General features: G+C 36.1%; 19 protein-coding genes and 4 tRNA genes. 13 read left to right on the forward strand and 10 right to left on the reverse strand.

What is annotated here, in order from left to right; all coding sequences use genetic code 11:
* Positions 1 to 67: 67 nt before the first annotated feature.
* A complete protein-coding gene (gene nirB, locus B0A67_RS10740; protein ID WP_072960124.1) occupies positions 68 to 2,581 on the reverse strand; it encodes a nitrite reductase large subunit NirB in 2,514 nt (837 codons plus the stop codon).
* Positions 2,582 to 2,870: 289 nt separating this feature from the next.
* Between nirB and B0A67_RS10745 the strand changes: the two genes are divergently transcribed.
* Positions 2,871 to 3,653, forward strand: coding sequence for an META domain-containing protein (locus B0A67_RS10745; RefSeq protein ID WP_072960123.1), 783 nt, complete (start codon positions 2,871 to 2,873; stop codon positions 3,651 to 3,653).
* A 147-nt stretch (positions 3,654 to 3,800) separates the two neighbouring features.
* Here B0A67_RS10745 and B0A67_RS10750 read toward each other — a convergent pair whose 3' ends face one another.
* Positions 3,801 to 5,087, reverse strand: a complete 1,287-nt coding sequence (locus B0A67_RS10750; protein WP_072960122.1) for a DUF2130 domain-containing protein — start codon at positions 5,085 to 5,087, stop codon at positions 3,801 to 3,803.
* 388 nt (positions 5,088 to 5,475) lie between these two features.
* Positions 5,476 to 6,357 (reverse strand): LysR family transcriptional regulator, encoded by an 882-nt coding sequence (locus tag B0A67_RS10755; RefSeq protein ID WP_072960121.1) that lies wholly within the window; start codon positions 6,355 to 6,357, stop codon positions 5,476 to 5,478.
* A gap of 209 nt (positions 6,358 to 6,566) precedes the next feature.
* Here B0A67_RS10755 and B0A67_RS10760 point away from each other — a divergent pair, with 209 nt between their 5' ends.
* Positions 6,567 to 7,274: a class I SAM-dependent methyltransferase gene (locus tag B0A67_RS10760; RefSeq protein WP_072960120.1), complete on the forward strand. Its 708-nt coding sequence runs from the start codon at positions 6,567 to 6,569 to the stop codon at positions 7,272 to 7,274.
* A gap of 86 nt (positions 7,275 to 7,360) precedes the next feature.
* Here the strand turns inward: B0A67_RS10760 and B0A67_RS10765 are convergent, their stop codons facing one another.
* The 3 genes from B0A67_RS10765 to B0A67_RS10775 all read right to left on the reverse strand — a co-directional run bounded on the left by B0A67_RS10765 (position 7,361) and on the right by B0A67_RS10775 (position 9,613).
* Entirely contained in the window at positions 7,361 to 7,639 is a 279-nt protein-coding gene (locus tag B0A67_RS10765; RefSeq protein ID WP_084074558.1) for a putative quinol monooxygenase, read from the reverse strand.
* On the reverse strand, positions 7,636 to 8,247 hold the full coding sequence (locus tag B0A67_RS10770) for an NAD(P)H-dependent oxidoreductase (protein ID WP_072960118.1): 612 nt from the start codon (positions 8,245 to 8,247) through the stop codon (positions 7,636 to 7,638). The genes B0A67_RS10765 and B0A67_RS10770 overlap by 4 nt, the downstream gene beginning before the upstream one ends.
* 379 nt (positions 8,248 to 8,626) lie before the next feature.
* On the reverse strand, positions 8,627 to 9,613 hold the full coding sequence (locus B0A67_RS10775; protein ID WP_072960115.1) for an aldo/keto reductase: 987 nt from the start codon (positions 9,611 to 9,613) through the stop codon (positions 8,627 to 8,629).
* A 118-nt stretch (positions 9,614 to 9,731) separates the two neighbouring features.
* Between B0A67_RS10775 and B0A67_RS10780 the strand changes: the two genes are divergently transcribed.
* Positions 9,732 to 10,577, forward strand: coding sequence for an AraC family transcriptional regulator (locus B0A67_RS10780; RefSeq protein ID WP_072960406.1), 846 nt, complete (start codon positions 9,732 to 9,734; stop codon positions 10,575 to 10,577).
* Between the two features lie 137 nt (positions 10,578 to 10,714).
* Here B0A67_RS10780 and B0A67_RS10785 read toward each other — a convergent pair whose 3' ends face one another.
* Positions 10,715 to 11,476, reverse strand: coding sequence for a C40 family peptidase (locus B0A67_RS10785; RefSeq protein ID WP_072960113.1), 762 nt, complete (start codon positions 11,474 to 11,476; stop codon positions 10,715 to 10,717).
* Positions 11,477 to 11,541: 65 nt separating this feature from the next.
* Entirely contained in the window at positions 11,542 to 12,720 is a 1,179-nt protein-coding gene (locus tag B0A67_RS10790; protein ID WP_072960111.1) for an acetyl-CoA C-acyltransferase, read from the reverse strand.
* 239 nt (positions 12,721 to 12,959) lie between these two features.
* On the opposite strand from B0A67_RS10790, the gene B0A67_RS10800 reads away from it, so the two are divergent.
* The 4 genes from B0A67_RS10800 (at position 12,960) to B0A67_RS10815 (ending at position 13,360) form a co-directional block, all read left to right on the forward strand.
* Positions 12,960 to 13,043 (forward strand) — tRNA-Ser (locus tag B0A67_RS10800).
* Between the two features lie 17 nt (positions 13,044 to 13,060).
* A tRNA-Pro gene (locus B0A67_RS10805) sits at positions 13,061 to 13,135 on the forward strand.
* A gap of 32 nt (positions 13,136 to 13,167) precedes the next feature.
* Positions 13,168 to 13,241: transfer RNA gene (locus tag B0A67_RS10810), tRNA-Arg, on the forward strand.
* 45 nt (positions 13,242 to 13,286) lie between these two features.
* Positions 13,287 to 13,360 (forward strand) — tRNA-Arg (locus tag B0A67_RS10815).
* 73 nt (positions 13,361 to 13,433) lie between these two features.
* On the opposite strand, the gene B0A67_RS10820 is transcribed toward B0A67_RS10815, so the two are convergent.
* Positions 13,434 to 14,357, reverse strand: a complete 924-nt coding sequence (locus B0A67_RS10820; protein ID WP_072960107.1) for a hypothetical protein — start codon at positions 14,355 to 14,357, stop codon at positions 13,434 to 13,436.
* 344 nt (positions 14,358 to 14,701) lie between these two features.
* On the opposite strand from B0A67_RS10820, the gene nagB reads away from it, so the two are divergent.
* The gene (gene nagB, locus B0A67_RS10825; protein WP_072960105.1) at positions 14,702 to 16,615 is read left to right on the forward strand and encodes a glucosamine-6-phosphate deaminase; all 1,914 of its coding nucleotides are present in this window, start codon (positions 14,702 to 14,704) and stop codon (positions 16,613 to 16,615) included.
* 240 nt (positions 16,616 to 16,855) lie between these two features.
* Here nagB and B0A67_RS10830 read toward each other — a convergent pair whose 3' ends face one another.
* Positions 16,856 to 17,569: a LytR/AlgR family response regulator transcription factor gene (locus tag B0A67_RS10830; RefSeq protein WP_072960103.1), complete on the reverse strand. Its 714-nt coding sequence runs from the start codon at positions 17,567 to 17,569 to the stop codon at positions 16,856 to 16,858.
* Positions 17,570 to 18,188: 619 nt separating this feature from the next.
* On the opposite strand from B0A67_RS10830, the gene B0A67_RS10835 reads away from it, so the two are divergent.
* The 5 genes from B0A67_RS10835 (at position 18,189) to B0A67_RS10855 (ending at position 25,768) form a co-directional block, all read left to right on the forward strand.
* Positions 18,189 to 20,432 carry a GH92 family glycosyl hydrolase gene (locus B0A67_RS10835; RefSeq protein ID WP_072960085.1) on the forward strand — a complete coding sequence of 748 codons (2,244 nt, stop codon included), beginning with the start codon at positions 18,189 to 18,191 and terminating at the stop codon, positions 20,430 to 20,432.
* A 43-nt stretch (positions 20,433 to 20,475) separates the two neighbouring features.
* Entirely contained in the window at positions 20,476 to 22,353 is a 1,878-nt protein-coding gene (locus tag B0A67_RS10840; RefSeq protein ID WP_072960082.1) for a sodium:solute symporter family protein, read from the forward strand.
* A 284-nt stretch (positions 22,354 to 22,637) separates the two neighbouring features.
* Positions 22,638 to 23,603 carry a glycoside hydrolase family 130 protein gene (locus B0A67_RS10845; protein ID WP_072960080.1) on the forward strand — a complete coding sequence of 322 codons (966 nt, stop codon included), beginning with the start codon at positions 22,638 to 22,640 and terminating at the stop codon, positions 23,601 to 23,603.
* Between the two features lie 8 nt (positions 23,604 to 23,611).
* A complete protein-coding gene (locus B0A67_RS10850; protein WP_072960078.1) occupies positions 23,612 to 24,682 on the forward strand; it encodes a carbohydrate-binding family 9-like protein in 1,071 nt (356 codons plus the stop codon).
* A gap of 6 nt (positions 24,683 to 24,688) precedes the next feature.
* Positions 24,689 to 25,768 carry a putative glycoside hydrolase gene (locus B0A67_RS10855; protein ID WP_072960076.1) on the forward strand — a complete coding sequence of 360 codons (1,080 nt, stop codon included), beginning with the start codon at positions 24,689 to 24,691 and terminating at the stop codon, positions 25,766 to 25,768.
* Positions 25,769 to 25,812 lie beyond the last annotated feature (44 nt).

The raw sequence follows: 25,812 nt of genomic DNA on the forward strand, positions 1-25,812 counted from the left end.
TCCTTTAATCTGTGGCAAAATAAATTAACACTTATTAAATCTATGTTTCTATGTGTTTAAATATATTTTAAGTCCACGCCTTTGGTGCTTTTTGATCCCTTAAAGGAACAAAAACAACATTATCATCTTTCTCATCAGAGTTTACAAAATGGTTGAAACGTTTTAATAATCTTGGTTTCTCTAAAACTTGTTTCCATTCGCATTCAAAAGTATTAACCAAAGTCTGCATTTCGGCTTCCAGCGTTTCGCAGATTCCTAAACTGTCTTCCAGAATTACTTCTTTCAAATAATCTAAACCTCCGTCTAATTTTTCTAGCCAGGTTGCCGTTCTGATTAGCGGTCCGGCTGTACGGATGTAATACATTAAAAAGCGATCGAGGTATTTAATAACCGTTTCTTTGTCTATTTTTTCGGCCAATAAAACGGCATGTTTTGGGTTGGCGCCACCATTTCCGGCGATGTATAAATTCCATCCGCCTTCAACGGCAATCAGTCCAAAATCTTTTCCTCGGGCTTCGGCACATTCGCGAATGCAAGCCGAGACGCCGCCTTTTAATTTATGCGGAGAACGAATTCCTTTGTATCTGTTTTCTAATTCGATGGCAAATCCTGCGCTGTCGTCCATTCCGTAACGGCACCATGCATTTCCGACACAGCTTTTTACGGCACGAAGTGATTTTCCGTAAGCATGACCACTTTCGAAACCATTATCAATTAAGATTTTCCAGATTTTGGGTAAATCATTCAAATGTGCCCCAAATAAATCGACACGCTGAGCACCGGTAATTTTGGTGTATAAGTCGAATTGTTTCGCAACTTCTCCAATAACAATTAATTTCTCGGCTGTAATTTCTCCACCGGCAACTCTTGGAACAACAGAATAAGTTCCGTTTCGTTGAATGTTGGCCAAAAACCGATCGTTTGTATCTTGAGTGGTAACATGTTTATTGGCGGTATCGTTGTAAATACTGGAGAAAATAGAAGCTACAACTGGTTTACAGATTTCGCAGCCATCACCTTTGCCATGATGATCGATAACTTCATAAAAATTTTCGTATTTATTGATTTTTACCAAGTCGAATAATTCCTGACGTGTGTAGCTAAAGTGTTCACAAATAACATCTTTGACTTCTTTACCAAGTGATTTTTGAGTGGCCTTTACCAAATCTGAAACCATTGGTTTACAGCCTCCACAACCGGATGTCGCTTTGGTATGTTTGACAACATCTGAAAAACTGAAACAGCTTTCGTCTAAAAGTGAACAGCAAATGGAACCTTTGGTCACATTTTCGCAAGAACAGATTACAGCGGTGTCGGGCAAATCTAAAACACTTCCTAAACCTGAACCCTCTGAACCGTCTCTGGAACCTAAAATCAAATCTTCCGGATTTTTTGGCAAGGCCATTGCGTTGCTGAAAATCTGAAAAAGTGTATTGTAATCGCTCGAATCTCCTACTAAAATTCCGCCTATTAAAGTTTTGGAATCTTTGGTAACATTGATTCTTTTGTAAATGCCGCTTAATTTATTCTCATAAATAATGGCCGTCACATTATCATTTTCGATAAAAGGATCACCAAAACTCGCCACTTCAACACCAATTAGTTTCAATTGTGTTGACATATCGATGGATTCTCTCATGGTTTTGGAACCGTTTAAGATTTGTTCAGCAGCAACATCAGCCATTTCGTAACCAGGAGCAACAAGTCCGTAAATATTTTGATTATAAAGCGCCACTTCGCCAATGGCAAAAATGGAAGGATCTGAGGTCTGCATCTGATTGTTTACTACGACACCGCCTCTTAAGCCAACTTCTAATCCTGAAACCCGTGCCAGCTCGTCGCGAGGTTTAATTCCGGCAGATATCACCAGCATGTCGACTTTTAATAATTCATCTTCAGCAAACATCATTCCCGTTATGCGTGCTCCTCCATCGATATATTGTGTGGCTTTGTTAAGGTGGATTCCAATATTTAATTCTTCGATTTTAGATTGCAGCATATCACTTCCGCCTTTGTCCAATTGTCTTGGCATTAAGCGCGGTGCAAATTCTACCACATGCGGATTCAAACCTAAATCCCTAACGGCTTTTGCGGCTTCGAGACCCAATAATCCGCCTCCTAAAACAGCGGCTTCTGTAGCGCCTTTTTGCTTTATTTTTTTGGCGTAGGCCATAATTGCGTCCAGATCTTCGATAGTTCTGTAAACAAAAACGCCTTCTTTTTCAACTCCGTCAATAGGAGGAACAAATGCTGATGATCCTGTTGCGAGAACTAAGTAGTCGTACGTATGGGTTTTTTCTAAATGTGTGTGTATTGTTTTTTCTTCCCTGTTAATATCAGTAATTAATTCAGAAGTATTCAGAGTAATATTGTTTTCTAAGTACCATTCACTTGTAGAAAGCGAGAGATCATCTGCGGTTTTGCCTCCAAAGTATTCACTTAAGTGAACCCGGTCGTAAGCACGTCTCGGTTCTTCACCAAATACCGTGATCTGATACTTTTCCTGTCCTGATTTTGCAATGAATTTTTCGCAAAATTTATAACCAACCATGCCGTTTCCAACTACTATTACTCTAATCATGATTTCTTTAATTAAGTATTATTACGCAAATATAAGTATTTGTACTTATTAAAATACGTAATATTGATATTTTTTTGTTAGAGAAACAGGAGTTATAAATACGTATTTAATTATAATCTTATAAGTAGTGCGGTATTGATGCCCTTTTTTGATGGTATAATTTCTTTTAAAACTGTATTATTTTTCTTAAATTTGAAATAGATCTAAATAAGTATTTCAAAAAACGCCTCAAGTTTGGCTTAGTTTTAGACTCCATTTTCAAAGCAAATTCATTCTAAAAACAAATTATATGAAAAAAGTACTTTCTCTATTGTTATTGTCATCTTTGATAATTGGCTGTAAAACAGCAGCAACTCAAAGTTCTGAAACGAAAGAAACAAGTTCGACAACGAATTCTCAGGAAGATGATATGGCAATTTATTTTAAAGCGACCGGAAATGAGCCTTTTTGGGCAATAACAATTGGACAAGAGAAAACAGTATTTACTTCCCTGATAGAAGGAAAGGAGAAGCTGACTTTTTCATCTGTTGACCCCATTAAAGCTATGGATGCTAATGTAAAAATGTATAAACTGAGCAATTCGACTGCGACGGCTACAGTTACGATTCAGCAACTGGATTGTCAGGATTCAATGTCCGGAGTTATTTCTCCCTATAAAGTTTCGGTTGAAATAAAGAATAATTCAGAACTTGAATCGAAAAAATTAGACGGTTGCGGGAAGTATAATACTGATTATCGCCTTCACGATATTTGGGTTTTAGAAGAGCTAAACGGATTCAAAGTTTTTATTACGGATTTCCAAAAGGAATTGCCAAGAATTGAGATTAACTCATCCGAAAATAGATTTATGGGGTTTGGCGGTTGTAACGCTATTAGCGGCAGTATTTTTTATGAAAAAGACGTTTTAAGATTTTCTAAGGTAGCTTCGACAATGATGGCTTGCGGACCTGGAAATAAAGAGGATCAATTTACAAAAGCACTTCAAAGTACCACAACGTATTCGATTGGAGATAATCGATTGACATTGTCTAATCCGTCAGGAAAATTATTGGTTTTTAGAAAGGTCGATTAGAGTATTCTTTTTTTTTGATGATTAGCTTGTTATCTGTAAAGTTTAATCTGCTTAAGCAAGGAGATTTGCGTAATTATCTTTGTCAAAGTTCAAAACTTTGACAAAGATTTGTCGCTAAAAAATAAACAGGATATTGAACGATTTTCATTAATCTAACAATTCCTTAGGATCTTCTTCTTTTTCTTCTCCTTCTATAAAATCTAATTCTAAGGCTCGTACAGTCTGAACGGCATTTCCGGCAATACCACGAATCGATCCGTACATTCCCAGAGTGTTATGAATAACTTTTTCGATTTGTTTTTCACGCTGTTTCCAGATACGCTGCATGGCTCTTTTTTCAGAATCAAGATCACTCTGCATTTGGGTGAAACCTTCAACAATTCCTTCTATCTGCAAGCGAAATTCATTGCTCGTTAAGAAATCATACAGCATCGACATTTTGTCGCCTTTGTTTTCCTGCGCCTGAACCGCCTGACTTACCTGAATTAGCGATTGACGTAAAACGGCACTTAAACCTTTGAATTCTTCATACGTACAAATCCAGATACCGTCGCGCATTCCCATTCTGTCCATTCCAGCCGGCATAACTTCAGTTACTAAAACACCAATATTGGCTCGTTTAGTTCTGATATCATTTTTAAATTTCTCGATCCAGGCAGGTTGAAAAGCTTTTGTGCGTTTACTTTCGTAATAAATAGAACCGCAATTTTGTAATTCGCGGGTATTGACAATCTGGAGGCAATCGGCGCCATTTGCGCCTTTTTTGATTTCGTCGATAGTATCGAGCGGAAAATTATTCGCCAGCCATTCTTCGATCGCTAATTCCATTACTTCGCCTTGCAATTGCATAGAACCTTGTTCCTGCTTGCGTTTCATTTCTTCAATCAGCTTTTTTTGATCGTCAGATTGTTTTTGGTATTCCTTTATTTTGAGTTCGTTTTTTTCTTCTTCCTGTTTGCGGATTTTGTCCCGTTCTAAAACCAAGGTCGCATTGAGTTGTTTCTCGGCTTCGGCCTGAATTGCGTCTTTCATCTCCAGTTTTTCACGTTGAAGTTTCGCAATTTCACCTTGCATTTTACTAAGTTCACGAAGTTTCTCTGATTTTTCGGAAAGTTCTTTTTCCATCAATAGCAAACGATCTTTGTTTTCTTCGTCGAGTTTGGTTTTTAGTTTTTCGGTAATTTCTTTTTCAGCTACCTTTTTTTCGCGTTCCAGACGTTCTGCAAAAAGTTCATTTTCATGTTTCTTTTTAGCTTCAAATTCAGTTTTGGCCTTTTCGAATTGTTCGTTTTTAAGTTCCAGTTCTTTTGCCTGAGCATTTGCTTTTTGTTGAAACTCTTTACGGATGCTGTCTTCTAACTGATGCTTCAGAATGTCATTTACATCGATAGTTGTTCCGCAATTTGGGCACTGAATTGAAGATTGCTCCGCCATTTTTATTGATTTTGTTTAGGTATTGTAATAATCTGCTAAGGTATTTAAAAGTTCGTTCTTTTTAGAAGATTTATCTGTGATAAATTGTAACTTTTTTGCGCTAATTGCTTAGTGTTTTGTGTATTTATTGTGTGCAATTTAATTCCTTTAAGGTCTTGTTTTTTACGGATTTCCATAACTTTAATTAATCTCGGCAAAGTCGCAGAGGCGCAGAGTTTTTATATCGTTCCTCGAAATGAGTAGATTGGGGTTACTTTGCGTTTCAAGGGATTTTAATCCATTCTACGCACGCAAATTACCAATCTTTGTCGAGATTCTTGCGAGGATCGCTCGTTCTCGAAATGACATAAAATGAGAAAAAACTTTGCACCTCTGCGCCTCTGCGAGATTATTTTTTAAACTGCAATAAAAATTCAACTGCGGATTTCGTGATTTCTGAATCGTCTTCTTTTGAAGTGATTAATGAAACATCAGTGTATAAATTGACTTTCTTCAATTCGATAAAACCAATTTCAGAATACTGATTGTTTCTGGCGATATTTGATGGAACAATCGAAATTCCTAAACCGTTTTTGATCAGTTGTACAATCGAATTGATGTTGTTTGATTCGTGAACAACTTTCGGTGTAAAGCCATAAAAGGCGCAAAGTTCCAGCAAAACTTCATGGTAATGCGGCGCGTAATCTTTATTGAAAAAAATAAAAGTTTCATCTTTCAGTTTCGGAATTTCTTTCTCAGAATTAATTTGAATTAAACCTTTATTATAAACTACTGAAAAACCGTCCTGAAACCATAATTTTGAATTTATTTTAGGTGATTTTATGGGAGATCGAATAATTCCCAAATCAATTTTTCCTTGTTCTAAAGCTGAGATTTGTTTGGTTGTCGAAACTTCAAAAAGTTTGAAATTCACGTATGGATATTCGGCTTTTAGATGTTGTATCAATTCTGAAATTACACTTGAATAAATCGAACTGATATAAGCGATCCTGAATTCTCCGGAAACATTTTCGGCTATTTTCTGCGTTTTGATGGTGATGCGTTCCAGATGCTGGAAAAGTTCCCGTACTTCTTTTTCGAAATATTTCCCGGCTTCGGTTAATTCGACTTTTTTATTGTTTCTAATGAATAAGCGCGCCTGGATTTCTTCTTCTAGTTCGATAATCTGGCGACTCAAAGGCGGCTGTGAAATAAAAAGCTTTTCTGCGGCTTTGGTAAAGTTTAATTCTTCGGCTACAGCCAGAAAATATTTCAAGTGTCGTAATTCCATAAATACCTATTAAGTATTAATAATTGACAAAATAAGTATTTTTGAAGTATATATCAAAAGAATACTTTTGGAAAAAATGTTTCACGCAGATTCTACTGATTGAAGCAGATAGTCGCAGATTTTTATTTAGATTGTAATAAGTAAAAAAGACAATCATTTTAAATCTGCCTTAATCTGTAAAATCTGTGTGAAACCTAAAACAAAAAGCGATGAAAAAATCAACTATTGCAGAAATCAGAGAGCGTTTTGACAATGATGTCGAGCGATTCTCAAATTTAGAAACAGGGCAGGTCGCGACAATTGACGCAACAATCTCTTTAGAATTAATCACAGAAGCTTCGAAAAGAATCGTTCCTGATGCTAAAAATGTCTTAGATATTGGTTGTGGAGCAGGAAATTATACTTTAAAGATGTTGTCTAAAACACCTGATTTGAATTGTACGCTGGTCGATTTGAGTTTGCCGATGCTGGATCGGGCTTTTGACAGGGTTTCAAAAGAAACAAACGGAAGGGTAGAAGTAAAGCAAGGGGATATACGTGAAGTAGATTTGCCCGAAAATCATTTTGATATTATTTTAGCCGGTGCCGTTTTGCATCATTTACGAGATGATCAGGATTGGGAAACGACTTTTGCCAAGATTTTTAAATTATTAAAACCAGGCGGATGTTTTATGATTTCGGACTTGATAACACAAGATACTGAATTGTTAAACGAATATACTTGGCAGCGTTATGGTGATTATTTAGAAGGAATTGGTGGTGAAGAATACCGCCAGAAAGTTTTGGATTATGTAGAAAAAGAAGACACGCCAAGATCAATGAATTACCAGTTAGATCTAATGAAAAAAGTAGGTTTCACGAGTGTCGAAATCCTGCACAAAAATATGTGTTTTGGCGCTTTTGGCGGGATTAAGTGATTAATTTTTCGCCACGAATTTCACGAATTTTCGCGTTTTTTTTATTTTTAATTAAGCTTAAATTTGTGAAATTCGTGGCAAAAGAATTATAGAATTTGAACCGTTTTGTAAACCTGAATGGGTACAGCTACAAGATTTTCGCTTTTGGCAATAAAATCCAGTAGATAAGGCTGATTGTTGTGTATGTCAAGACCTGGCTGATCTTTCCATTCTTCCCAGATAATAAATACATTTTCAGAATGATGAAGGTCGTAACGTACACAGGCAGCTTCTTTTCTGGTTTCGGTAACCAAATGATTTAACATGCTTTGTAATTGTTCTTTATTTTCTGGTTTACTTTTGAATAGTGCTGTAATTGAGATCATAATTGTGAAAAGTTAAAAGTTTTTTTTAAGTGTTTGGTGTAATTTTCTTTAAAGATGTCAATGTTTTCTGCAGTTGCACCTTTTTCAACGTCGTGAAAGTGGAAACCGTCTAATTTTTCCATACCTGTAAATTTATTCATTTTATGGAAACCAAACATCGCTCCATCATCTACAGATGTTTCTTCGAAAAATTCTCCCGGAAGTGTAAAAGCTGCTGCGGGTGCATTCCAACTGGTGGTTAACATGTATTTACGTCCGTGCAATTGTCCGCCGGTTCCGTAATTAATGTCCGGATTTGTTCTGGTTCTTCCGTCGCTTTTGTAAATTCCTTTGTTGTGTCCGGCGGTGAAGACGTCGTCGATGTATTTTTTAAACTGGTTGGGTAATTGAAACCACCAAACCGGTGTGTGATAAATGATGACGTCTGCCCAGACGAATTTTTCAACTTCTTCGTCTAAGTCAAAATCTTGTTTGATGTCGGTGGTTTTAATTTCGAATTGCTTGCTGTTTTTGAAGTATTCGATTGTCCAGTTGGTAACCGTTTCGTTGAATTTTCCGCCTGAATGCGCAAAATTTTGACTTCCGTTGATGATAAATATTTTCTTCATTTTCTTGTTTTCTTATGAATTCGTAAGTGTGAGGGATAGCAGTGGAAATCCTTTTGTGCCGGGGTTCGGCATAAAAGATTGCAACGGATAGCCCGGTTCGCCGCGGCGAAACACACCCAAATTATTTTTATTGTTTTTTAATTTGTTGCGTAGAATTTTAAACACATAGAAACATAGGTTTTTGCTTTGTGTTTAGAGAATGTAAAAAGAAACTAGTTTCTAACACATAGTCGGTGACAAGCTTTGTCAAAGTTCAAAACTTTGACAAAGCTCATAACAGGCTTTTCGTTACAGCTATGTGAATTTAAATAAGTGAAACGCCTTTATGCATTTCTATTGGCTATGTTTCTATGTGTTTAAATATTTTTTAAGAATTCGATTATTTAACTTTTGCAATAGCCTGATTGATAAAATCTAATTCTGAAATTGATAAATCAAAGTCAAAAGTTTTTGCATTAGAAATGGCTTGTTCTGCGTTTCTTGCTCCGGCTAAAACGATGGTAATTCCTTTTTGTAAAGTCGTCCAGCGTAAGACCAATTGTGAGATTGAAATGTGTTTTGCGTTTGCTAATGAACTCAATTCTTCGACCAGAGTTTTTACTTTTTGAAGATCAAACTGACCAAAATAACCATTTCTGTGATCGTTGTCTTTTAGTTTGCTGTTGGTGAAATATTTTCCGGTTAGCAAACCTCTTTCCATTGGACTGTAAGCAATGATTCCGATGTTTTCTGCTGTGGTATACGGAATCAAATCTGATTCGATAGCGCGGTTCAACATACTGTACGGAACCTGGTTGGATGCTAATTGAATTGTTTTTTGTGCTTCCTGAACTTGCGAAAGGCTATAATTGCTCACTCCGGCAGCCCTGATTTTTCCTTGTTGGATTAAAGCTTCAAGTGCTTCCATTGTTTTACTTATTGGTGTTGTAGCGTCCGGCCAGTGAATTTGTAATAAGTCGATATAATCGGTTTGAAGACGTTTTAAGCTTTCTTCAACTTCTTTTATAATGCTGTTTTTTGAAGCGTATTTATAAACCGGTATTTTTTTTCCGTTGTCTTCTGCATCAAAAAAGAATTCTCCTTTTTGGTTGTTGCTTCCGTCCCAAACCAAACCAAATTTGGTTAACAATTGTACTTTTGATCGGTCTTGTGTTTTTAAGGCTTCACCGATCATTTCTTCGCTTAAGCCAAATCCGTAAAAAGGAGCGGTGTCGATTGTAGTAACGCCGTGATCGATTGAAGCATGAATTGAGGCAATTGAATCTGCTTTTTCGTTTCCGCCCCACATGTTTCCTCCTATGGCAAATGCGCCGTATGTAATAGTTGATAATTCAAGTTCAGTATTGCCTAATTTTCTATATTCCATGACCGTTGTTTTTTATCGTTTAAAATTGTTTGGCAAAATTATACCATTTTTAAGAGTGTTAAATGGTATATATTTGTGTTTTTTATGTAAATTTGTAGCCGAATTAATAAAGACCATTATGAAAAAAGAAAATTTATACGAGCCGTTTACCGTTTCCTTTGAGACTTTAGATGAATATCCGGATGTTGGAGATCGTCATAATTTCTTTGAATTGGTTTATATTTTGGAAGGAACGGGTAGGCAGTGTATCAACAAAAATATTTTTGAATATGATGCGGGACATATGTTTTTACTGACGCCTGAGGATTGTCATAATTTTACTATTGAGACAGAAACGAAATTTTTCTTTTTGAGATTTAATGATATTTACTTGAAAAACTCGAGTTTGCAAAATGAAAATATTCAGCGTTTAGAATATATTTTACAAAATGCAAACCATCAGCCGGGTTGTATTTTGAAAAATGAAGCAGATAAATGTCTGGTAAAAGTAATGATTGAAGCGATTATTCGCGAACGTCAGGATAAGGATGTTTATAATAAAGAACTGATTCAGCAATTGGTAAATACTTTAATTATTATTGTGGCTCGAAATATCGCGAAGTATTTGCCGGAACAGGTCAATATTGGCTGTGAGGCGAAAGCAATGGATATTTTGCAATACATTCAGAACAATATTTATTATCCGGAAAGAATTAAAGCAGAATCGCTGAGTGAGTATTTCGGGATTTCGAATACGTATTTAGGACGTTATTTTAAGAAACATGCGAATGAAACCATGCAGCAATATATCAGCAATTATAAAACAAAACTAATTGAACATCGTTTGCAATTCAGTGATAAACGAATCAACGAAATTGCTTATGAATTTGGTTTTACGGATGAAAGTCATTTTAATAAGTTCTTTAAAAAACAGAGAGGGAATAGTCCTTCGGAGTTTCGAAAAGTGATTCGTATTAGTGCGTGATAAATTGGCACGCGGATGACACCGATTTGCAAGCAAAAACACGGATTATTGCGGATTTTTCTTTTTTTTGGCCACAGATTAAAGGATTAAAATGATTTTTTAATCTGTGTGAATCTATGTAATCAGTGGCAAAAAAATTATATAATCTTCTTGATTACTCTAAGTTTATGCGTGTGTTTGTTTAATTCTGGATTGTAAATTCCTAAATGGTCTAAACGGTCGATACGCACTTTTCCACTTGCGTGAATGATGTAATTATTGTCCATAATGATGCCTACATGAATGATGTTTCCTTCGTCATTATCAAAAAAGGCCAGATCTCCTGCTTCGCTTTCTTCAATAAAACTCAAGGCTTCTCCTTCACGTGCTTGTTGTGAGGCATCGCGGTGAATCTTGTATCCGTTTAGTTTGTAGACCATTTGGGTAAAACCCGAACAGTCGATTCCAAAAGGTGTTTTTCCGCCCCAAAGATAAGGTGCGTTTAAGTACATAAAAGCAGTATTTATTAAAGCGCTTTTAGGTTTTATGCCACTTGTTTTGGTGCCTTCGAAATCAAAGTTTGAAATATTGATTTCATTATTATTCAAAAAGGATAATGATGCACCAAGCGGAATTGGTAATAATAAATTATCCGGTGCACTGATATAATCAATCAAATCAGCATTAAGAATAATGGCATCATTGCTAAGCTGATTGTAATTTGCTTCTGAAATTACCTGATATTGTTTGGAATCTACCCAGCCTTCGTAATCATCGTATTGCATTTTTATTCGGGCCCATTGATTTTGGCGTTCTAAAATCTGGAGGTGTTCTCCAAACAAAAGTTGTGTAACGATTTCGCTTCTGTCACTTGGTTCAGCTCGAACGGGTACTATGGCTAAATTGCAAATTCCGAACATTTAGTAATGTATTAGTTTGAAACATTAGGAGTTATTAAAATTAATAACTCCTAATGTAATATTATTTAAGCTCTTTCGATAACAATTGCAGATGCGCCACCGCCACCATTGCAAATTGCAGCTGCTCCGGTTTTGGCATTGTTTTGTTCTAAAACATTCAGCAAAGTTACGATGATTCTCGCTCCGGAACACCCTAATGGATGACCTAATGAAACGGCGCCACCATTTACGTTTACTTTGTCATTATCCAGACCAAGAATTTTTGAATTGGCTAGTCCAACAACTGCAAAAGCTTCGTTGAATTCGAAATAATCAACATCGCCAATTGTAATTCCTGCTTTGTCTAACGCTTTTGGTAATGCTTTTGCCGGGCTTGTCGTGAACCATTTTGGTTCCTGAGCTGCATCAGCATAACTTTTTATATAGGCCAGGGGTTTAAGCCCTAGTGAGATTGCTTTTTCTTCAGACATTAAAACTAAAGCTGCGGCTCCGTCATTGATTGTAGATGCATTTGCGGCAGTAACTGTTCCGTCTTTTGTGAAAACGGCAGCTAATGAAGGAATTTTGTCCAGTTTTACGTTGGTGTATTCTTCATCTTTTGAAACGATAATAGGTTCGCCACGTCTTTGAGGAACTTCTACAGGAACAATTTCGTTGTCGAATTTTCCGGCATCCCAGGCTTTTGCACTTCTTTCATAAGACTGAATGGCAAAATTGTCTTGTTCTTCACGGCTAATGTTGTATTCAGACGCACATAAGTCAGCGCAAACTCCCATTGCGTTGTTGTCGTAAGCATCTGTCAAACCATCTTTTTGCATTCCGTCAAGCATTGTTGCAGGGCCAAATTTAGTTCCGTTACGCATTTGTACGTAATGTGGAATCAAACTCATGTTTTCCATTCCTCCGGCAACTACTATTTCAGCGTCTCCACAAGCAATAGCCTGGGCAGCAAACATAACTGCTTTCATTCCTGAAGCACAAACTTTATTTACGGTTGTCGCAGCAACTTCATTTGATAAACCGGCAAAAAGTGCAGCCTGGCGCGCTGGCGCTTGTCCAACTCCGGCTTGTACTACATTGCCCATAAATACTTCATCAACTAATTTTGGGTCAAGGTTAATTTTTTGAAGTGCGCCTTTTATAGCGGCAGCACCTAATTTTGGTGCGGGTACGGTAGATAAACCTCCCATGAAACTTCCGATAGGTGTTCTAACGGCAGAAACGATAACAACTCTTTTGTTCATTTTCTGTTAATATTAGTTAATCAAGCAAATTTACTGTTTATTTGAATAAATTCAAATTTTGGTTCAATTCGATTGAATTTTAAATTTAATATGAATTTTTTGTTAATTCTATTCGTTTGATTGTGAAGTGTTTTAGAAAAAAGATTAAAAAAAGATAAAAAAAAGCACCAAAATACTTGTGAGATATGTAATGTTGTCATACCTTTGCAACCGCAAAACAGAACACGTTTCTTGAGCTTGGAGAGGTGCCAGAGCGGTAATGGAGCAGATTGCTAATCTGTCGACGGGTAACCGTCGCCAGGGTTCGAGTCCCTGTCTCTCCGCTTAATAATTTTGCCTTCGGGGTGTAGCGTAGCCCGGTTATCGCGCCTGCTTTGGGAGCAGGAGGCCGCAGGTTCGAATCCTGCCACCCCGACGAAAACTTTGCCATAAAGTTTTAAAACAAATGGACGCATAGCTCAGCTGGATAGAGCACCTGCCTTCTAAGCAGGCGGTCGAAGGTTCGAATCCTTCTGCGTTCACATAAAAAGCCACTTAAACGAGTGGCTTTTTTGTTTTATTATGAAGGACGCATAGCTCAGCTGGATAGAGCACCTGCCTTCTAAGCAGGCGGTCGAAGGTTCGAATCCTTCTGCGTTCACGAAAAGCCACTCAAATCGAGTGGTTTTTTTGTTTTATATTTGAATTGGTTTCTAGTTTCCCTGTATGCACCATCAAAAACTATTAAGTCTCACTGCTAAGCTTTTTAAATCCTGTTCAAGCGAACGAATCGTTGCTTGTAATTCGTTTAGCATATTCGCTCTGGAATGTAGATCATCGGCAGAATAGATGCCGCCATCGTCAAAGAAAAGTTTTTGGGTTTCAGAATCTATTTTTCCATTGAAATTGTATTGCAGCCATCGATTTTTAATACTTTCCTGTAAATCATTTTCTCCGGAATTACTAAATTGTTTCTCGTTTATAATTGTCCATATCGAGTTGGGATATGTTTCGTTTGAATTGTCATTGTACCAAATATTCCCCAAAAGGTTTCTTTGAAGTCTTAGGTTGATCTTTTTGCCTTTTGGTGAAATGGTCAGGGCTCCTAATCCGGCGCTTAGTAATCCACCACTTACACCAACTATATTACTGGCATTGTTGTTCTTTATTAAAACAGTCGCCACGGTCGTCAATGCACCTAAAGTGACAGAAGCAACAGTTAGATTTTTGGTTCTTTTATTATTGATGTCATCAACAAAGTCTGCTAGCTTATTGATGCGTTCGCCATTACAGTCTAGTTCTGATGCCAATGCGTTTATTTCTATGGTGGTAAGCATAAGACGATCAGTGATTTTTTGTTTTAAAACCAATTTTTTCAAAGTGTCTTTTTTTATTTGAAGATATTCTGCCAAATACGTTTCAATGCCAATAGCTTTGCTGACCAACAGATCGTGTTTGGATATATTGGCATTTAAAATACTGTCTTGTTTTTGTATTTTATGCTGTGGCGTTTCAAGTTGAGAATAATCATATTGAATGGTAGGCTGACAATAGTTACTAGTCAGATAATCAATTTTTGAGCTCTTCAAAACAGTAGAGCAAGAAGAAACAAAAAGCGCCAGTATAAGTAACAAAGTAAAAAGTTTTGGTGGTTTCATGTTGATTTTGTTTCGGCGTTATCAATTATCAGCTGACTTTTTAGTGTTAAAAGTAAAGTTGATTCAAGCAGAATATTTTCAGTTAAACGAAAATACAAATTATAATTTTAATTTCATTCAGCCGCATGAAGAGTAGAAAACAAGCAAATTTAAGAAGGCTTTAAAAAACGAAAATGTAGTAAACTATTCAAACGACAGTATTTTTGATTTGGAATTTGGTGGGTCTTCTTCTTAAAGTTTCAAATTATGTTTTCTGGCGAAGGTTACAGGTTATTAGTCGAATTTTTGATTATTTACATTGTCTGTTATTTAATTTTATGCTAAATAATAAGAACAATAGGCAAATGATTAAAGAAAATATAAATTTTAAGGAAGCAGGAAAGTTCGAAGAAACCCGTTTTGAGAAAATTCATAATGTGATTTTCGAGTCATCTCAGGAGGCTTCGGTTTTAGTAGCTCAGGAAATAGCCAATATAATTCAAAGAAAAGAAGAGTTAAACGAGCCTTGTCTTTTAGGACTTGCTACAGGATCTTCACCTGTAAAAGTATACGAAGAACTGGTAAGGCTTCATAAAGAAGAAGGTTTGAGTTTTGCAAACGTAGTAACTTTCAATTTAGATGAGTATTATCCAATGGATAAAAAAGATATTCAGAGTTACTGGTATTTCATGCATGAACACCTTTTTAATCACGTCAATATTTTACCTCAAAACATCAATATTCCTGACGGAAATGTCAGCAACGAAGACTTGCAGCAATATTGCATTGATTACGAAATGAAGATTAAATCCTATGGCGGATTAGATTTTCAACTTTTGGGAATTGGAAGAACGGGACACATTGGGTTTAATGAACCGGGATCTCATATTAATTCAGCAACACGAAGTATTACACTGGATCACCTGACACGTCAGGATGCCGCTTCTTCATTTTTAGGAGTTGATAATGTACCCAGAAAAGCAATTACAATGGGAATTGGTACAGTAAGAAATGCCAAACGAATTGTGCTTCTTGGATGGGGAATCAGCAAAGCGGAAATTATAAAGAAAACAATCGAAGGCGAAATTTCCTCTCGTGTTCCGGCTACTTATTTACAACAGCACAACAACACAACATTTGTTTTAGATACTGAAGCTTCATCGGAATTAACGAGAGTGAAAACGCCCTGGCTGGTAAAATCGGTAATCTGGACAGAAGAGTTAAAGTTAAAGGCGGTTGCCTGGTTAAGCGAATTGACTAAAAAACCGTTCCTGAAACTGACAGACAAGGATTATAACGATAACGGAATGTCGAGTGTTTTAGAAGAAGAAGGAACTGCGTACCATTTGAATATCAAAATGTTCAATAAAATGCAGCAAACGATTACAGGCTGGCCGGGAGGAAAACCAAATGCTGACGATACATACAGACCGGAACGTGCCACTCCGGAGAAAAAAAGAATTATCATTTTTAGTCCGCATCCGGATGATGATGTCATTTCGATGGGAGGAACTTTTGACAGATTGGTAGAGCAGGGGCACGATGTTCATATCGCTTATCAAACCTCAGGGAATATAGCGGTTTCGAATGAGGAAGCTTTAAAATTTGCTGAAATTTCAAAAGCATTAAATGCCAGTTCTGTAGCATCTGAAAAGATCATTGACTTTTTAAAAAATAAAAAAAGTAATGATATCGATTCTTTGGAAGTTAGAAAATTAAAAGGGCTGATTAGACGAAGTGAATCTATGGCAGCGACCAGATATCTTGGTGTGCCGGATTCTAATGTAAATTTCCTTGATCTTCCGTTTTATGAAACTGGAACGGTGAAAAAGAACAATCTGGGTGAAGCTGATATCGAAATTATGTGTGATATTATTGAGAGGATAAAACCACATCAGATTTATGCCGCCGGAGATTTGGCAGATCCACACGGAACGCACAAAGTTTGTCTGGACAGTTTATTTGAGGCTCTGAAACGATTGAAACATAAAAGTTTTATGGACGATTGTTGGGTTTGGCTGTACAGAGGAGCGTGGCATGAATGGGAATCGTACCAAATTGAAATGGCGGTTCCTATGAGTCCTGATCAGGTGCTTAAAAAACGCCATGCTATTTTCTATCACCAGTCTCAAAAAGACGGTGTAATGTTTCAGGGCGATGACAGTAGGGAATTCTGGGTGAGAGTAGAAGACAGAAACAGATTAACGGCCGAAAAGTACCACGCTTTAGGTTTAGCAGATTATTCTGCAATTGAAGCTTTTAAGAGGTACTATTTCTAAAATAATCTTTAAAATAAAATAGACTATTTCATGTGGTTTATTTGGTTAGTTACCATTTTTAAATGCAGCCGTGGTTGGCTGCATTTTTTTTTGTTCTGTATTTTATGAGTTTAGCTGCTGGTAAATTTAATTGAAGAATATAACCCGGACGATTAAATTTAAAAGCCTTTGTCAGTGTTTTAAACTTGACAAAGGCTTTTTTATAGAAAAGATCTTTGGTAATCTAAGGATGAGATTAGTTTAAATCGAGGAATTTAAAATTTTATGTTTTACAAGATCAATATAAGATCGGCCAATTACATACCTAAGTCCTTCAATTTCGATGCTGTTTCCTTCAACTGCATCAATTTTATCAATCGCAATGGTGTAAGATCTGTGTATTCTTAGAAAGTTCTTTTCCGGTAGTAAATCCGTAAAGTCAGACAAAGTACTGTGAATAATGTATTTACCCGTTAGTGTATTTATTTTTAAATAATCTTTCAGGCTTTCGATAACCAAAATCTCGTTGAAAAAAATCTTCTTCATTCTCTTTTTATCAATTTTGACAAAAATAAAAGGGCTTTCTGTAGTATTTTCGGGAACAGGATTTGTTTTGTTTTCGAGTCTTTTACTGATTTTATTCAGCGTTTTCATTAACCTTGGAAACTCGATTGGTTTTACTAAATAATCTAAAACATCCAATTCATAAGTTTCAATTGCAAACTGGCTATAGGCACTCGTGATTACAAGCAATGGTGGATTTTCAAGACTTTTTATGAAATTAATACCGTCCAGAACAGGCATATTAATATCAAGAAAAATGACATCAACTTTATTGTTTTTAAGAAAATTTAGCCCTTCTATCGGATTACTGAAAGTCTCTGTCACCTCAAAATTTTCAATTGGCTCTAAGTAGCTTTTAATAACATTGATTGCCAATGGCTCATCGTCAATAATCAAACAATTTATTTTCATTTCTATAATCTTAGTTATTTGAGCGAAATAATTTAGCAGGTAATTTTAATCACTTGTATAACGACAAAAATATCTTTTTTATTTTTAAAAGAAGGCTTATGGTCATTTTTTATATATCATCCCCGCTCATTTTTTTTGCATTTCCGATACATATACCACTTAACTTGTTAAAATTATGCTGATGTTACATAATTTCAGACATTGAATTGGAAACAGAGACACGTAGAAAACCTCCTACTGTGTTAGGTTGAATGCTGATGGATCTGTTTTACGCATTTTTACTTACCTCATGTTTAAAATTATCTTCATTTAAAAGTGGAATATCTAAACACTACAAGATTATGTGAATTGGAAAATGTAAATAAATTGGTTTTTATAGAATGCCAATAATCATAAAATTAGCTTCCTCTCTCTTAAAAATATAAAATAAATAATTATTGAGCCAAAAATAATATGATAATGCAACAGTATTTGAAATTACTTATTAGAATTGAAATTCATATAAGAGGATTTTGTTACTTTTTTTGATGTTGGTCTGAGTTTAGATGTTGTCCGTCTAAATTACTTTTAATAAAAAGTCAGTTTGTTTAAATTTAAAGTTAAATTAATGTTGTTTTAAATGAAGAAAATTCTACTGTCTGTTTTAGTTCTGGTTTTTATTACAAGTTGTAAAGTAAAATCGTATAAAAATAAGAATCAGAAAAATGTTTTTGCTGATTACGTTGATCCATTTATTGGAACCGGAGGACATGGACATACTTATCCGGGAGCGACAGTTCCGTTTGGAATGCTGCAGGTAAGTCCGGACAACGGAATCTCGAGCTGGGATTGGTGTTCAGGATATCATTATTCAGACTCGATTGTGTCTGGTTTTAGCCACCTGCATTTAAGCGGAACAGGAATTGGGGATTTGGCAGATATTTTATTTATGCCAACAAACAAAAAAGTCGATTTAACAACCAAAACAATTTCACGAGATCAATTACCTTATAAATCATCCTATAGTCATGCTAACGAAAAGTCAATATCGGGTTATTACCAAGTTTTTCTTAAAGATCCTAAAATCAATGTAGAATTAACTTCTTCTCAAAGAACAGCTTATCATAAATATACATTTGCAAAAAACGACAAACAATCTGTAGTGATCGATTTGGGATTTGCGATAAATTGGGATAAGGCCTTAAAAACAGGAATTACAATTGAAGACCAATATACTATAAGCGGTTATCGTTACAGCACGGGCTGGGCAAAAAATCAGAAAGTATTTTTTGTCGCTGTGTTTTCAAAACCCATTAAAGAATCTGTTTTAACTGCTGATAAACAAATTGTAAATACTAAAAAAACGGATGGTGAAAATACAGCAGCACAATTATTTTTTGATGCTGGAAATTCAGATGAATTATTCCTAAAAGTGGCTTTGTCATCTGTAAGTGTGGCAAATGCGAAAGAAAATTTAGATGATGAAAAATCAAATTTCAAGACTGTAAAATCGCAGGCGGCTTCTATTTGGAATTCGGCTTTAAGCAAAATTGAAATTGAAACACCAATAGATTCTCTTAAAACAATTTTTTATACGGCTTTGTATCACGCACAGGTTGCACCGGTTACATACAGTGATAAAAACGGTCAGTTTAGAAAAGAAAATGATGAAATAGCTACTGCCAACAATTATACAGCCTATTCTACTTTATCGCTTTGGGATACCTTTAGAGCCGAAAATCCTTTACTGACTTTATTGGCTCCGGATAAAACGTCGGATATTGTAAATTCAATGTTGGCGTATTACGATACCAAAAAAATATTACCGGTCTGGACATTGTATGCCAACGAAACCAATACAATGACAGGATATCATTCGATTCCGGTAATTGTTGATGCCTATCTAAAAGGCGTTAGAGGTTTTGATGCCGAAAAAGCATTTTCTGCTATGAAAACCACCATGATGCAGGATGAACGCGGTTTAAACTTTTACAAAAAATACGGTTATATTCCGTATAATTTACTTGACGAATCGGTTACGATTACGTTAGAATATGCTTATGACGATTGGTGTGTAGCGCAAATGGCGAAAGCTTTAGGTAAAAATGAAGATTATCAGTTTTTCTTAAAAAGATCACAGGCCTATCAATATTTATTTGATCCGAAAACAGGATTTATGAGAGGTAAATCTGAAGATGGAAAATCGTGGAACGAACCTTTTGACCCGAAACATTCCAACCACAGAGAACATACGGATTATACCGAAGGAAATGCGTGGCAGCACAGTTGGTTTGTACCTCATAATGTCGAAAATTTTGTTTCGCTTCATGGTGGCAATGAAATTTTTACGAAACGATTAGAGCAATTGTTTACAGAGAGTTCAGAAATTACAGGAAACAATGTTTCGGCAGATATTTCAGGATTAATCGGGCAATATGCACACGGAAATGAGCCAAGTCATCATATCGCCTATATGTTCAATCATGCAGGGCAGCCCTGGAGAACACAATATTGGGTGCGTCACATTTTAGACACACAGTACAATACAACACCAAATGGATTGAGCGGCAACGAAGACTGCGGACAAATGTCGGCCTGGTATATCTTTAGTTCAATGGGATTATATCCTATGAATCCGGCTTCGGCAGAATACGAAATCGGAAGTCCAATTTTTGAAAAAGCAACAATTAATCTGGAGGGCGGTAAAAAGTTTGTAATCGAGGCAGAAAATGTCTCCGATAAAAACTTTTATATCCAGTCAGCTACTTTAAACGGAGCAGACTTTAATCAAACAGCAATTTCACACCAACAGATTTTAAAAGGCGGTGTTTTACATTTTGTAATGGGAGCACAGCCAAATAAAAACTGGGGAATAAAAAAATAAACAAAAACAAAAAACAAAACTAACCTAACAACAAATAGACTTAATGGATATCATTGACGTATCGATAATTGTGGCTTATATTCTACTCTCTGTGAGTATAGGAATCTGGATTTCAAGAAAAGCAAAAAAAGGATTAGATGATTATTTTCTTGGCGGAAAAACAATCAAATGGTATTTCTTAGGTCTTAGCAATGGATCAGGAATGTTTGATGTATCCGGAACTTCCTGGATGATTGGAGTACTTTTTCTGTACGGTGTAAAAAGTTTCATGTTTATGTGGCTTTGGCCGATCTGGAACCAGATTTTTGTCATGATGTTCCTGGCAGTCTGGATTAGAAGATCAAAAGTAATGACGGGTTCTGAGTGGATTCTGACTCGTTTTGGAAGCGACAGGGCCGGAAAAGCGTCTCATATTATTGTGGCCGTTTTTGCTATTATTTCTACGATTGGTTTTATCGCCTACTTTTTTGAAGGAATCGGAAAATTCGTTACCATCATTCTTCCGTGGGATTTAGCACTTCATTATGGAGATATGATTTTGCTGACTTCAGAGCGTTCTTATGCCTTGATTATTATATTTTTAACCACTATTTATACCGTAAAAGGAGGGATGTTTTCTGTAGTAGCCACAGAAGTGGTGCAGTATATTATTATGATTATAGCCGGAGTACTGATTGCCGGATATGCTTTTATCAATTATACGGACATTCAGATTAATTCGGTTATTACAGAAGAGTGGAAAAATGTTTTCTTCGGATGGCAGTTTGAAACTCAATGGAGTGATAAATTTCAGACCTTCAACAATTTAATTGATTCTGAAGGTTATAAAATGTTTGGTGCTTTTATCGGAATGACTTTGTTTAAAGGATTTTTTGCGAGTATTGCAGGACCAACACCAAGTTACGATTTACAAAGAGTTCTTTCTACAAAATCGGTAAAAGAAGCGGCATATATGAGTGGTTTTACCAACTTAATTTTATTCATTCCAAGATATTTATTAATCACCGGAATCGTAGTCATTGCTTTGGTCAATATGGCGCCGGAGCTGAATGCGAATACAAATTTAACGGGAGCTGATTTAGAATTATTAATGCCAAAAGTGGTGAATCTGTACATTCCTGTTGGAATAAAAGGGATTTTATTAGCCGGTTTATTAGCCGCATTCATGTCCGGATTTTCAGCTTTTGTAAACGCGGGGCCGGCCTATATTGTAAATGATATCTATAAAAAATACTTTAAACCTGTTGCGACAAACGAACATTATATAAAAGTAAGTCAGATTTCTTCTTTTTTGGTTGTAGGTTTAGGGGTTTTTATGGGATTCTTTGCAGACTCTATCAACTCGTTAACACTTTGGATTACAAGTGCTTTGTACGGAGGTTATGTGGCAGCGAATTTCTTAAAATGGATTTGGTGGCGTTTTAACGGTTGGGGTTATTTCTGGGGAATGTTCGCCGGATTAGTTGTGGCTTCTTTACAATTTGCCCTTGGTCAGGCCAAAGGAAGTTTAGCAGAAGGCTCGTTTTTATACGAGTTAGCACAAGTGCAGGCAATTTATCTGTTTCCAATAATATTTGGATTCTCGATTTTGGGTTGTATTTTGGGAACTTTTTTAAGCAAACCAACAGATATGGAAGTTTTAAAATCGTTCTATTCTAATGTAAGACCTTGGGGATTCTGGCATCCGGTGTATAAGGAATTAAAAGCAGAAGATCAGACTTTCGAAAAAAATAAAGATTTTGGACTGGATATGATGAATTGCGCTATCGGAATTGTATGGCAGTCCAGTATGATTTTGCTCCCAATATTCTTCATTATCAGAGATTATCCAAAAGCAATAGTGGCTTTAATTGTATTTTTAGTGACTATGGCAATCCTGAAATTTACGTGGTTGGATAAAGTTCGAAAAATAGCGGATTAGATGATTGGATAATTGGGCAATTAGAAAATTAGAAAAGTAGACGAAGCTCTTAGGAGTTTTAATATATAGAAACCTAGTTTTAAGTGTGTATAAAAAAGAATAAAAAAGGAACAAGTTTCTGACGGCTATGTGTATTAATGCAAGTGAAGCGTCTTTTTATGCAGTTTCAAAAACTATGTTTCTGTGTGTTTAAAAAATACGACAGCTCTATCAAAGCCCGAAAATTTGACAAAGTTTAAAAATAAAAACAAAAAATAATAAACAAAAAACAAAAAACAAAAAAGATGAGCAGTATTCCATGGCAAGACAGACCCGAAAACAGTAATGATGTAATGTGGAGATATTCTGAAAATCCAATTATACAACGCAATGCAATTCCTTCTTCAAACAGTGTATTCAATAGTGCTGTAGTTCCTTTTGGAGATGGATATGCGGGTGTTTTCAGATGTGATAACAAAGCGGTTCAAATGAATATTTTTGCCGGATTTAGTAAAAACGGAATCGATTGGGATATCAACCACGAACCAATCGTAATGCAGGCAGGAAATACAGACATGATCGAATCGGCTTATAAGTACGATCCGCGTGTTGTTTTTATCGAAGACCGTTACTGGATTACGTGGTGCAATGGTTACAACGGACCCACAATTGGTATTGGATATACTTTTGATTTTAAAGAATTTTTTCAATGCGAAAATGCCTATTTGCCTTTCAATAGAAATGGTGTTTTGTTTCCACAAAAAATAAACGGAAAATATGCGATGTTAAGCCGTCCAAGTGACAACGGACATACGCCTTTTGGAGATATCTGGATCAGCTACAGCCCGGATATGAAATATTGGGGAGAGCACCGTTTGGTAATGAAACCGTCTCCTTTTGAAGACAGCGCATGGCAGTGTACCAAAATTGGCGCGGGACCAATCCCAATTCTTACAGAAGAGGGCTGGCTGATGATTTATCACGGTGTAATCAATACCTGCAATGGTTTTCGTTATGCAATGGGAGCAGCACTTCTCGAAGTTGATTCCCCGGACAAAGTAAAATACAGAACACAGCCTTATTTATTAGGTCCTGCAGAACTTTACGAACAAGTTGGCGATGTGGCAAATGTGGTTTTTCCATGTGCCGCTTTACACAGTATCGAAGAAGATAAACTGGCCGTTTATTACGGAGCAGCAGATACAGTGGTAGCACTTGCATTTGGTAAATTAAGTGAAGTAATTCAGTTTACAAAAGATAACAGTTTATAGAAAAAAAGATGCGTTTAAAATTTCAATCGTTAACAGTTGTTATAGGTTTTCTTTCGGTTGCAGGTTTTTCCCAATCAAAAAAAAGTACCATTATACCTAAAACGTATGTGGCGTCAAAAACTGCAACTCCAATTTTGATTGATGGCGACGAATCTGATGCTTCGTGGGCAAAAGCAGAATGGACGGCTCTTTTTGAGGATATAGAAAATAACGTAAAACCAAAGTATGCAACAAAAGTAAAAATGCTCTGGGACGAAACCAATTTTTATATATTGGCAAAAATGGATGAACCGCATGTTTGGGCAAATTTAAAACAACGCGATACTATTATTTTTTATAACAATGATTTTGAGGTATTTGTAGATCCGGACAACGACACTTTTAATTATTATGAATTAGAAATAAACGCCTTAAATACAGCCTGGGATTTGTTTTTGTCAAAACCTTACAGAGAAAATGACATGGTTGTTTTGAACGACTGGAATATTCCGGGTCTGAAATCAGCAGTTAAAATTCATGGTACCCTCAATAATCCCAATGATATTGATGAGGGCTGGGTCTTAGAAATGGCAATTCCGTGGGCTTCTTATAAAACATCCTATTTCGACCAAAATGTTCCTGCGGATAAATTCTGGAGAGTTAATTTTTCAAGGGTAAACTGGGAGCATACAATCACAAACGGTAATTATGAACGCAAAAAAGGTGCTGACGGAAAATTTCTTCCGGAGTACAATTGGGTTTGGTCGCCAATGGGCGTAATCAATATGCATGAACCTGAAAAATGGGGATATGTCTACTTTTCTTCAAAAGAAGGCAAAGACAGCTTTACGATTCCACAGGACGAAAAAGTAAAATGGGAACTTTATAATTTATACAGGACCCAAAAAGAATATTATCAAAAACATAAAGTCTGGGCAAAATCAATTACGGATCTTACGAAAGAAACGATCAGTATAGATCATAAAATTTTAAAACCAATACTAGAAAATCATGCATCAGGATTTAATATATTAGTAAAAAGTCCTTTCTCTAATCAAACATTCGTGATAAGGCAGGACGGGAAAATAATCACAAAATAAACCACTATGAAACTACCAAAACTATTATTTTTTTTATTGGCACTTACTATTTTTTCGTGCGCCAGCAAAGAGGAAACCACCACATTTAAGTTTGGCGTCTGGACAACCGCAGATGCTAAAAAATCAGACGCAGATTACACCAAAGAATTCAAAAAATATAAAGATGGCGGTATCGATGAAGTATTAATCAATACGACAACAGATCCAAAACTGCTAAAAAGATTAGTGCCTTTAGCGACCAAAGAAGGACTAAAAGTGCATGCCTGGATTATGGCAATGAACAGACCCGGAGACTCCATTGCTCTGCAGCACCCGGAATGGTATCAGGTAAGTAAAGATGGAAAATCTTGTTTTGATAATAGACCTTACGTTGATTATTACCAATGGTTATGTCCAACCAGAAAAGAATCAAGAGAACACGTTTTAGCCCTGGTGGAAGAACTGGCAAAAGTAGACGGAATCGAAAGTGTTCACCTGGATTATATTCGTTTCCCTGACATCTTTTTACCCATCAGTTTATTGCCAAAATACAATCTGGTTCAGGACGTAGAATTGCCTCAGTTTGATTTCTGTTATTGTGATGAATGTGTAAAAGCATTTGAAAAAATTCACCATAAAAATCCAAAAGAAAGCCACAATACCTCTATCGATATGGAGTGGAAAAATTTCAGATTAAATGCGATACAAGCCGTTGTTAACGATGCGTATGCAATTGCACACAAACACAACAAACAATTGACTGCAGCGGTATTTCCTTATCCGGAAATGGCAGATCATATGGTGCGCCAGCGTTGGGATAAATGGAATATTGACGAAGTATATCCAATGATTTATCATAGCTTTTATGATGAAGAAATTGACTGGGTGGGTTATGCTACAAAACAAGGTGTGGCTGATTTAGAAGGTAAAAAAACAAAAATCAACACAGGAATTTATATTCCGGGACTTAAGAATGATGCAGAACTAAAAGAAGCCATTTTGTTAGCAAAAGAAAATGGGGCAGTGGGTGTTTCATTTTTTGACGGAAATGCATTGTCTGAAAGTAATCTGAAGACAATCAAAGAAACAAAAGCGAGCTTAAAATAGCAGATCAAATATTAGTACGTACAGTTTGAACTTTGTCAAAGCTT

The sequence above is a fragment of the Flavobacterium aquidurense genome, assembly GCF_002217195.1.
Classification (GTDB): Bacteria; Bacteroidota; Bacteroidia; order Flavobacteriales; family Flavobacteriaceae; genus Flavobacterium; species Flavobacterium frigidimaris.

Coding starts and splice junctions, on each gene's coding strand:
- nirB (WP_072960124.1), bottom strand. CDS start 2,581: ATGATTAGAGTAATAGTAGTTGGAAACGGCATGGTTGGTTATAAATTT.
- B0A67_RS10745 (WP_072960123.1), top strand. CDS start 2,871: ATGAAAAAAGTACTTTCTCTATTGTTATTGTCATCTTTGATAATTGGC.
- B0A67_RS10750 (WP_072960122.1), bottom strand. CDS start 5,087: ATGGCGGAGCAATCTTCAATTCAGTGCCCAAATTGCGGAACAACTATC.
- B0A67_RS10755 (WP_072960121.1), bottom strand. CDS start 6,357: ATGGAATTACGACACTTGAAATATTTTCTGGCTGTAGCCGAAGAATTA.
- B0A67_RS10760 (WP_072960120.1), top strand. CDS start 6,567: ATGAAAAAATCAACTATTGCAGAAATCAGAGAGCGTTTTGACAATGAT.
- B0A67_RS10765 (WP_084074558.1), bottom strand. CDS start 7,639: ATGATCTCAATTACAGCACTATTCAAAAGTAAACCAGAAAATAAAGAA.
- B0A67_RS10770 (WP_072960118.1), bottom strand. CDS start 8,247: ATGAAGAAAATATTTATCATCAACGGAAGTCAAAATTTTGCGCATTCA.
- B0A67_RS10775 (WP_072960115.1), bottom strand. CDS start 9,613: ATGGAATATAGAAAATTAGGCAATACTGAACTTGAATTATCAACTATT.
- B0A67_RS10780 (WP_072960406.1), top strand. CDS start 9,732: ATGAAAAAAGAAAATTTATACGAGCCGTTTACCGTTTCCTTTGAGACT.
- B0A67_RS10785 (WP_072960113.1), bottom strand. CDS start 11,476: ATGTTCGGAATTTGCAATTTAGCCATAGTACCCGTTCGAGCTGAACCA.
- B0A67_RS10790 (WP_072960111.1), bottom strand. CDS start 12,720: ATGAACAAAAGAGTTGTTATCGTTTCTGCCGTTAGAACACCTATCGGA.
- B0A67_RS10820 (WP_072960107.1), bottom strand. CDS start 14,357: ATGAAACCACCAAAACTTTTTACTTTGTTACTTATACTGGCGCTTTTT.
- nagB (WP_072960105.1), top strand. CDS start 14,702: ATGATTAAAGAAAATATAAATTTTAAGGAAGCAGGAAAGTTCGAAGAA.
- B0A67_RS10830 (WP_072960103.1), bottom strand. CDS start 17,569: ATGAAAATAAATTGTTTGATTATTGACGATGAGCCATTGGCAATCAAT.
- B0A67_RS10835 (WP_072960085.1), top strand. CDS start 18,189: ATGAAGAAAATTCTACTGTCTGTTTTAGTTCTGGTTTTTATTACAAGT.
- B0A67_RS10840 (WP_072960082.1), top strand. CDS start 20,476: ATGGATATCATTGACGTATCGATAATTGTGGCTTATATTCTACTCTCT.
- B0A67_RS10845 (WP_072960080.1), top strand. CDS start 22,638: ATGAGCAGTATTCCATGGCAAGACAGACCCGAAAACAGTAATGATGTA.
- B0A67_RS10850 (WP_072960078.1), top strand. CDS start 23,612: ATGCGTTTAAAATTTCAATCGTTAACAGTTGTTATAGGTTTTCTTTCG.
- B0A67_RS10855 (WP_072960076.1), top strand. CDS start 24,689: ATGAAACTACCAAAACTATTATTTTTTTTATTGGCACTTACTATTTTT.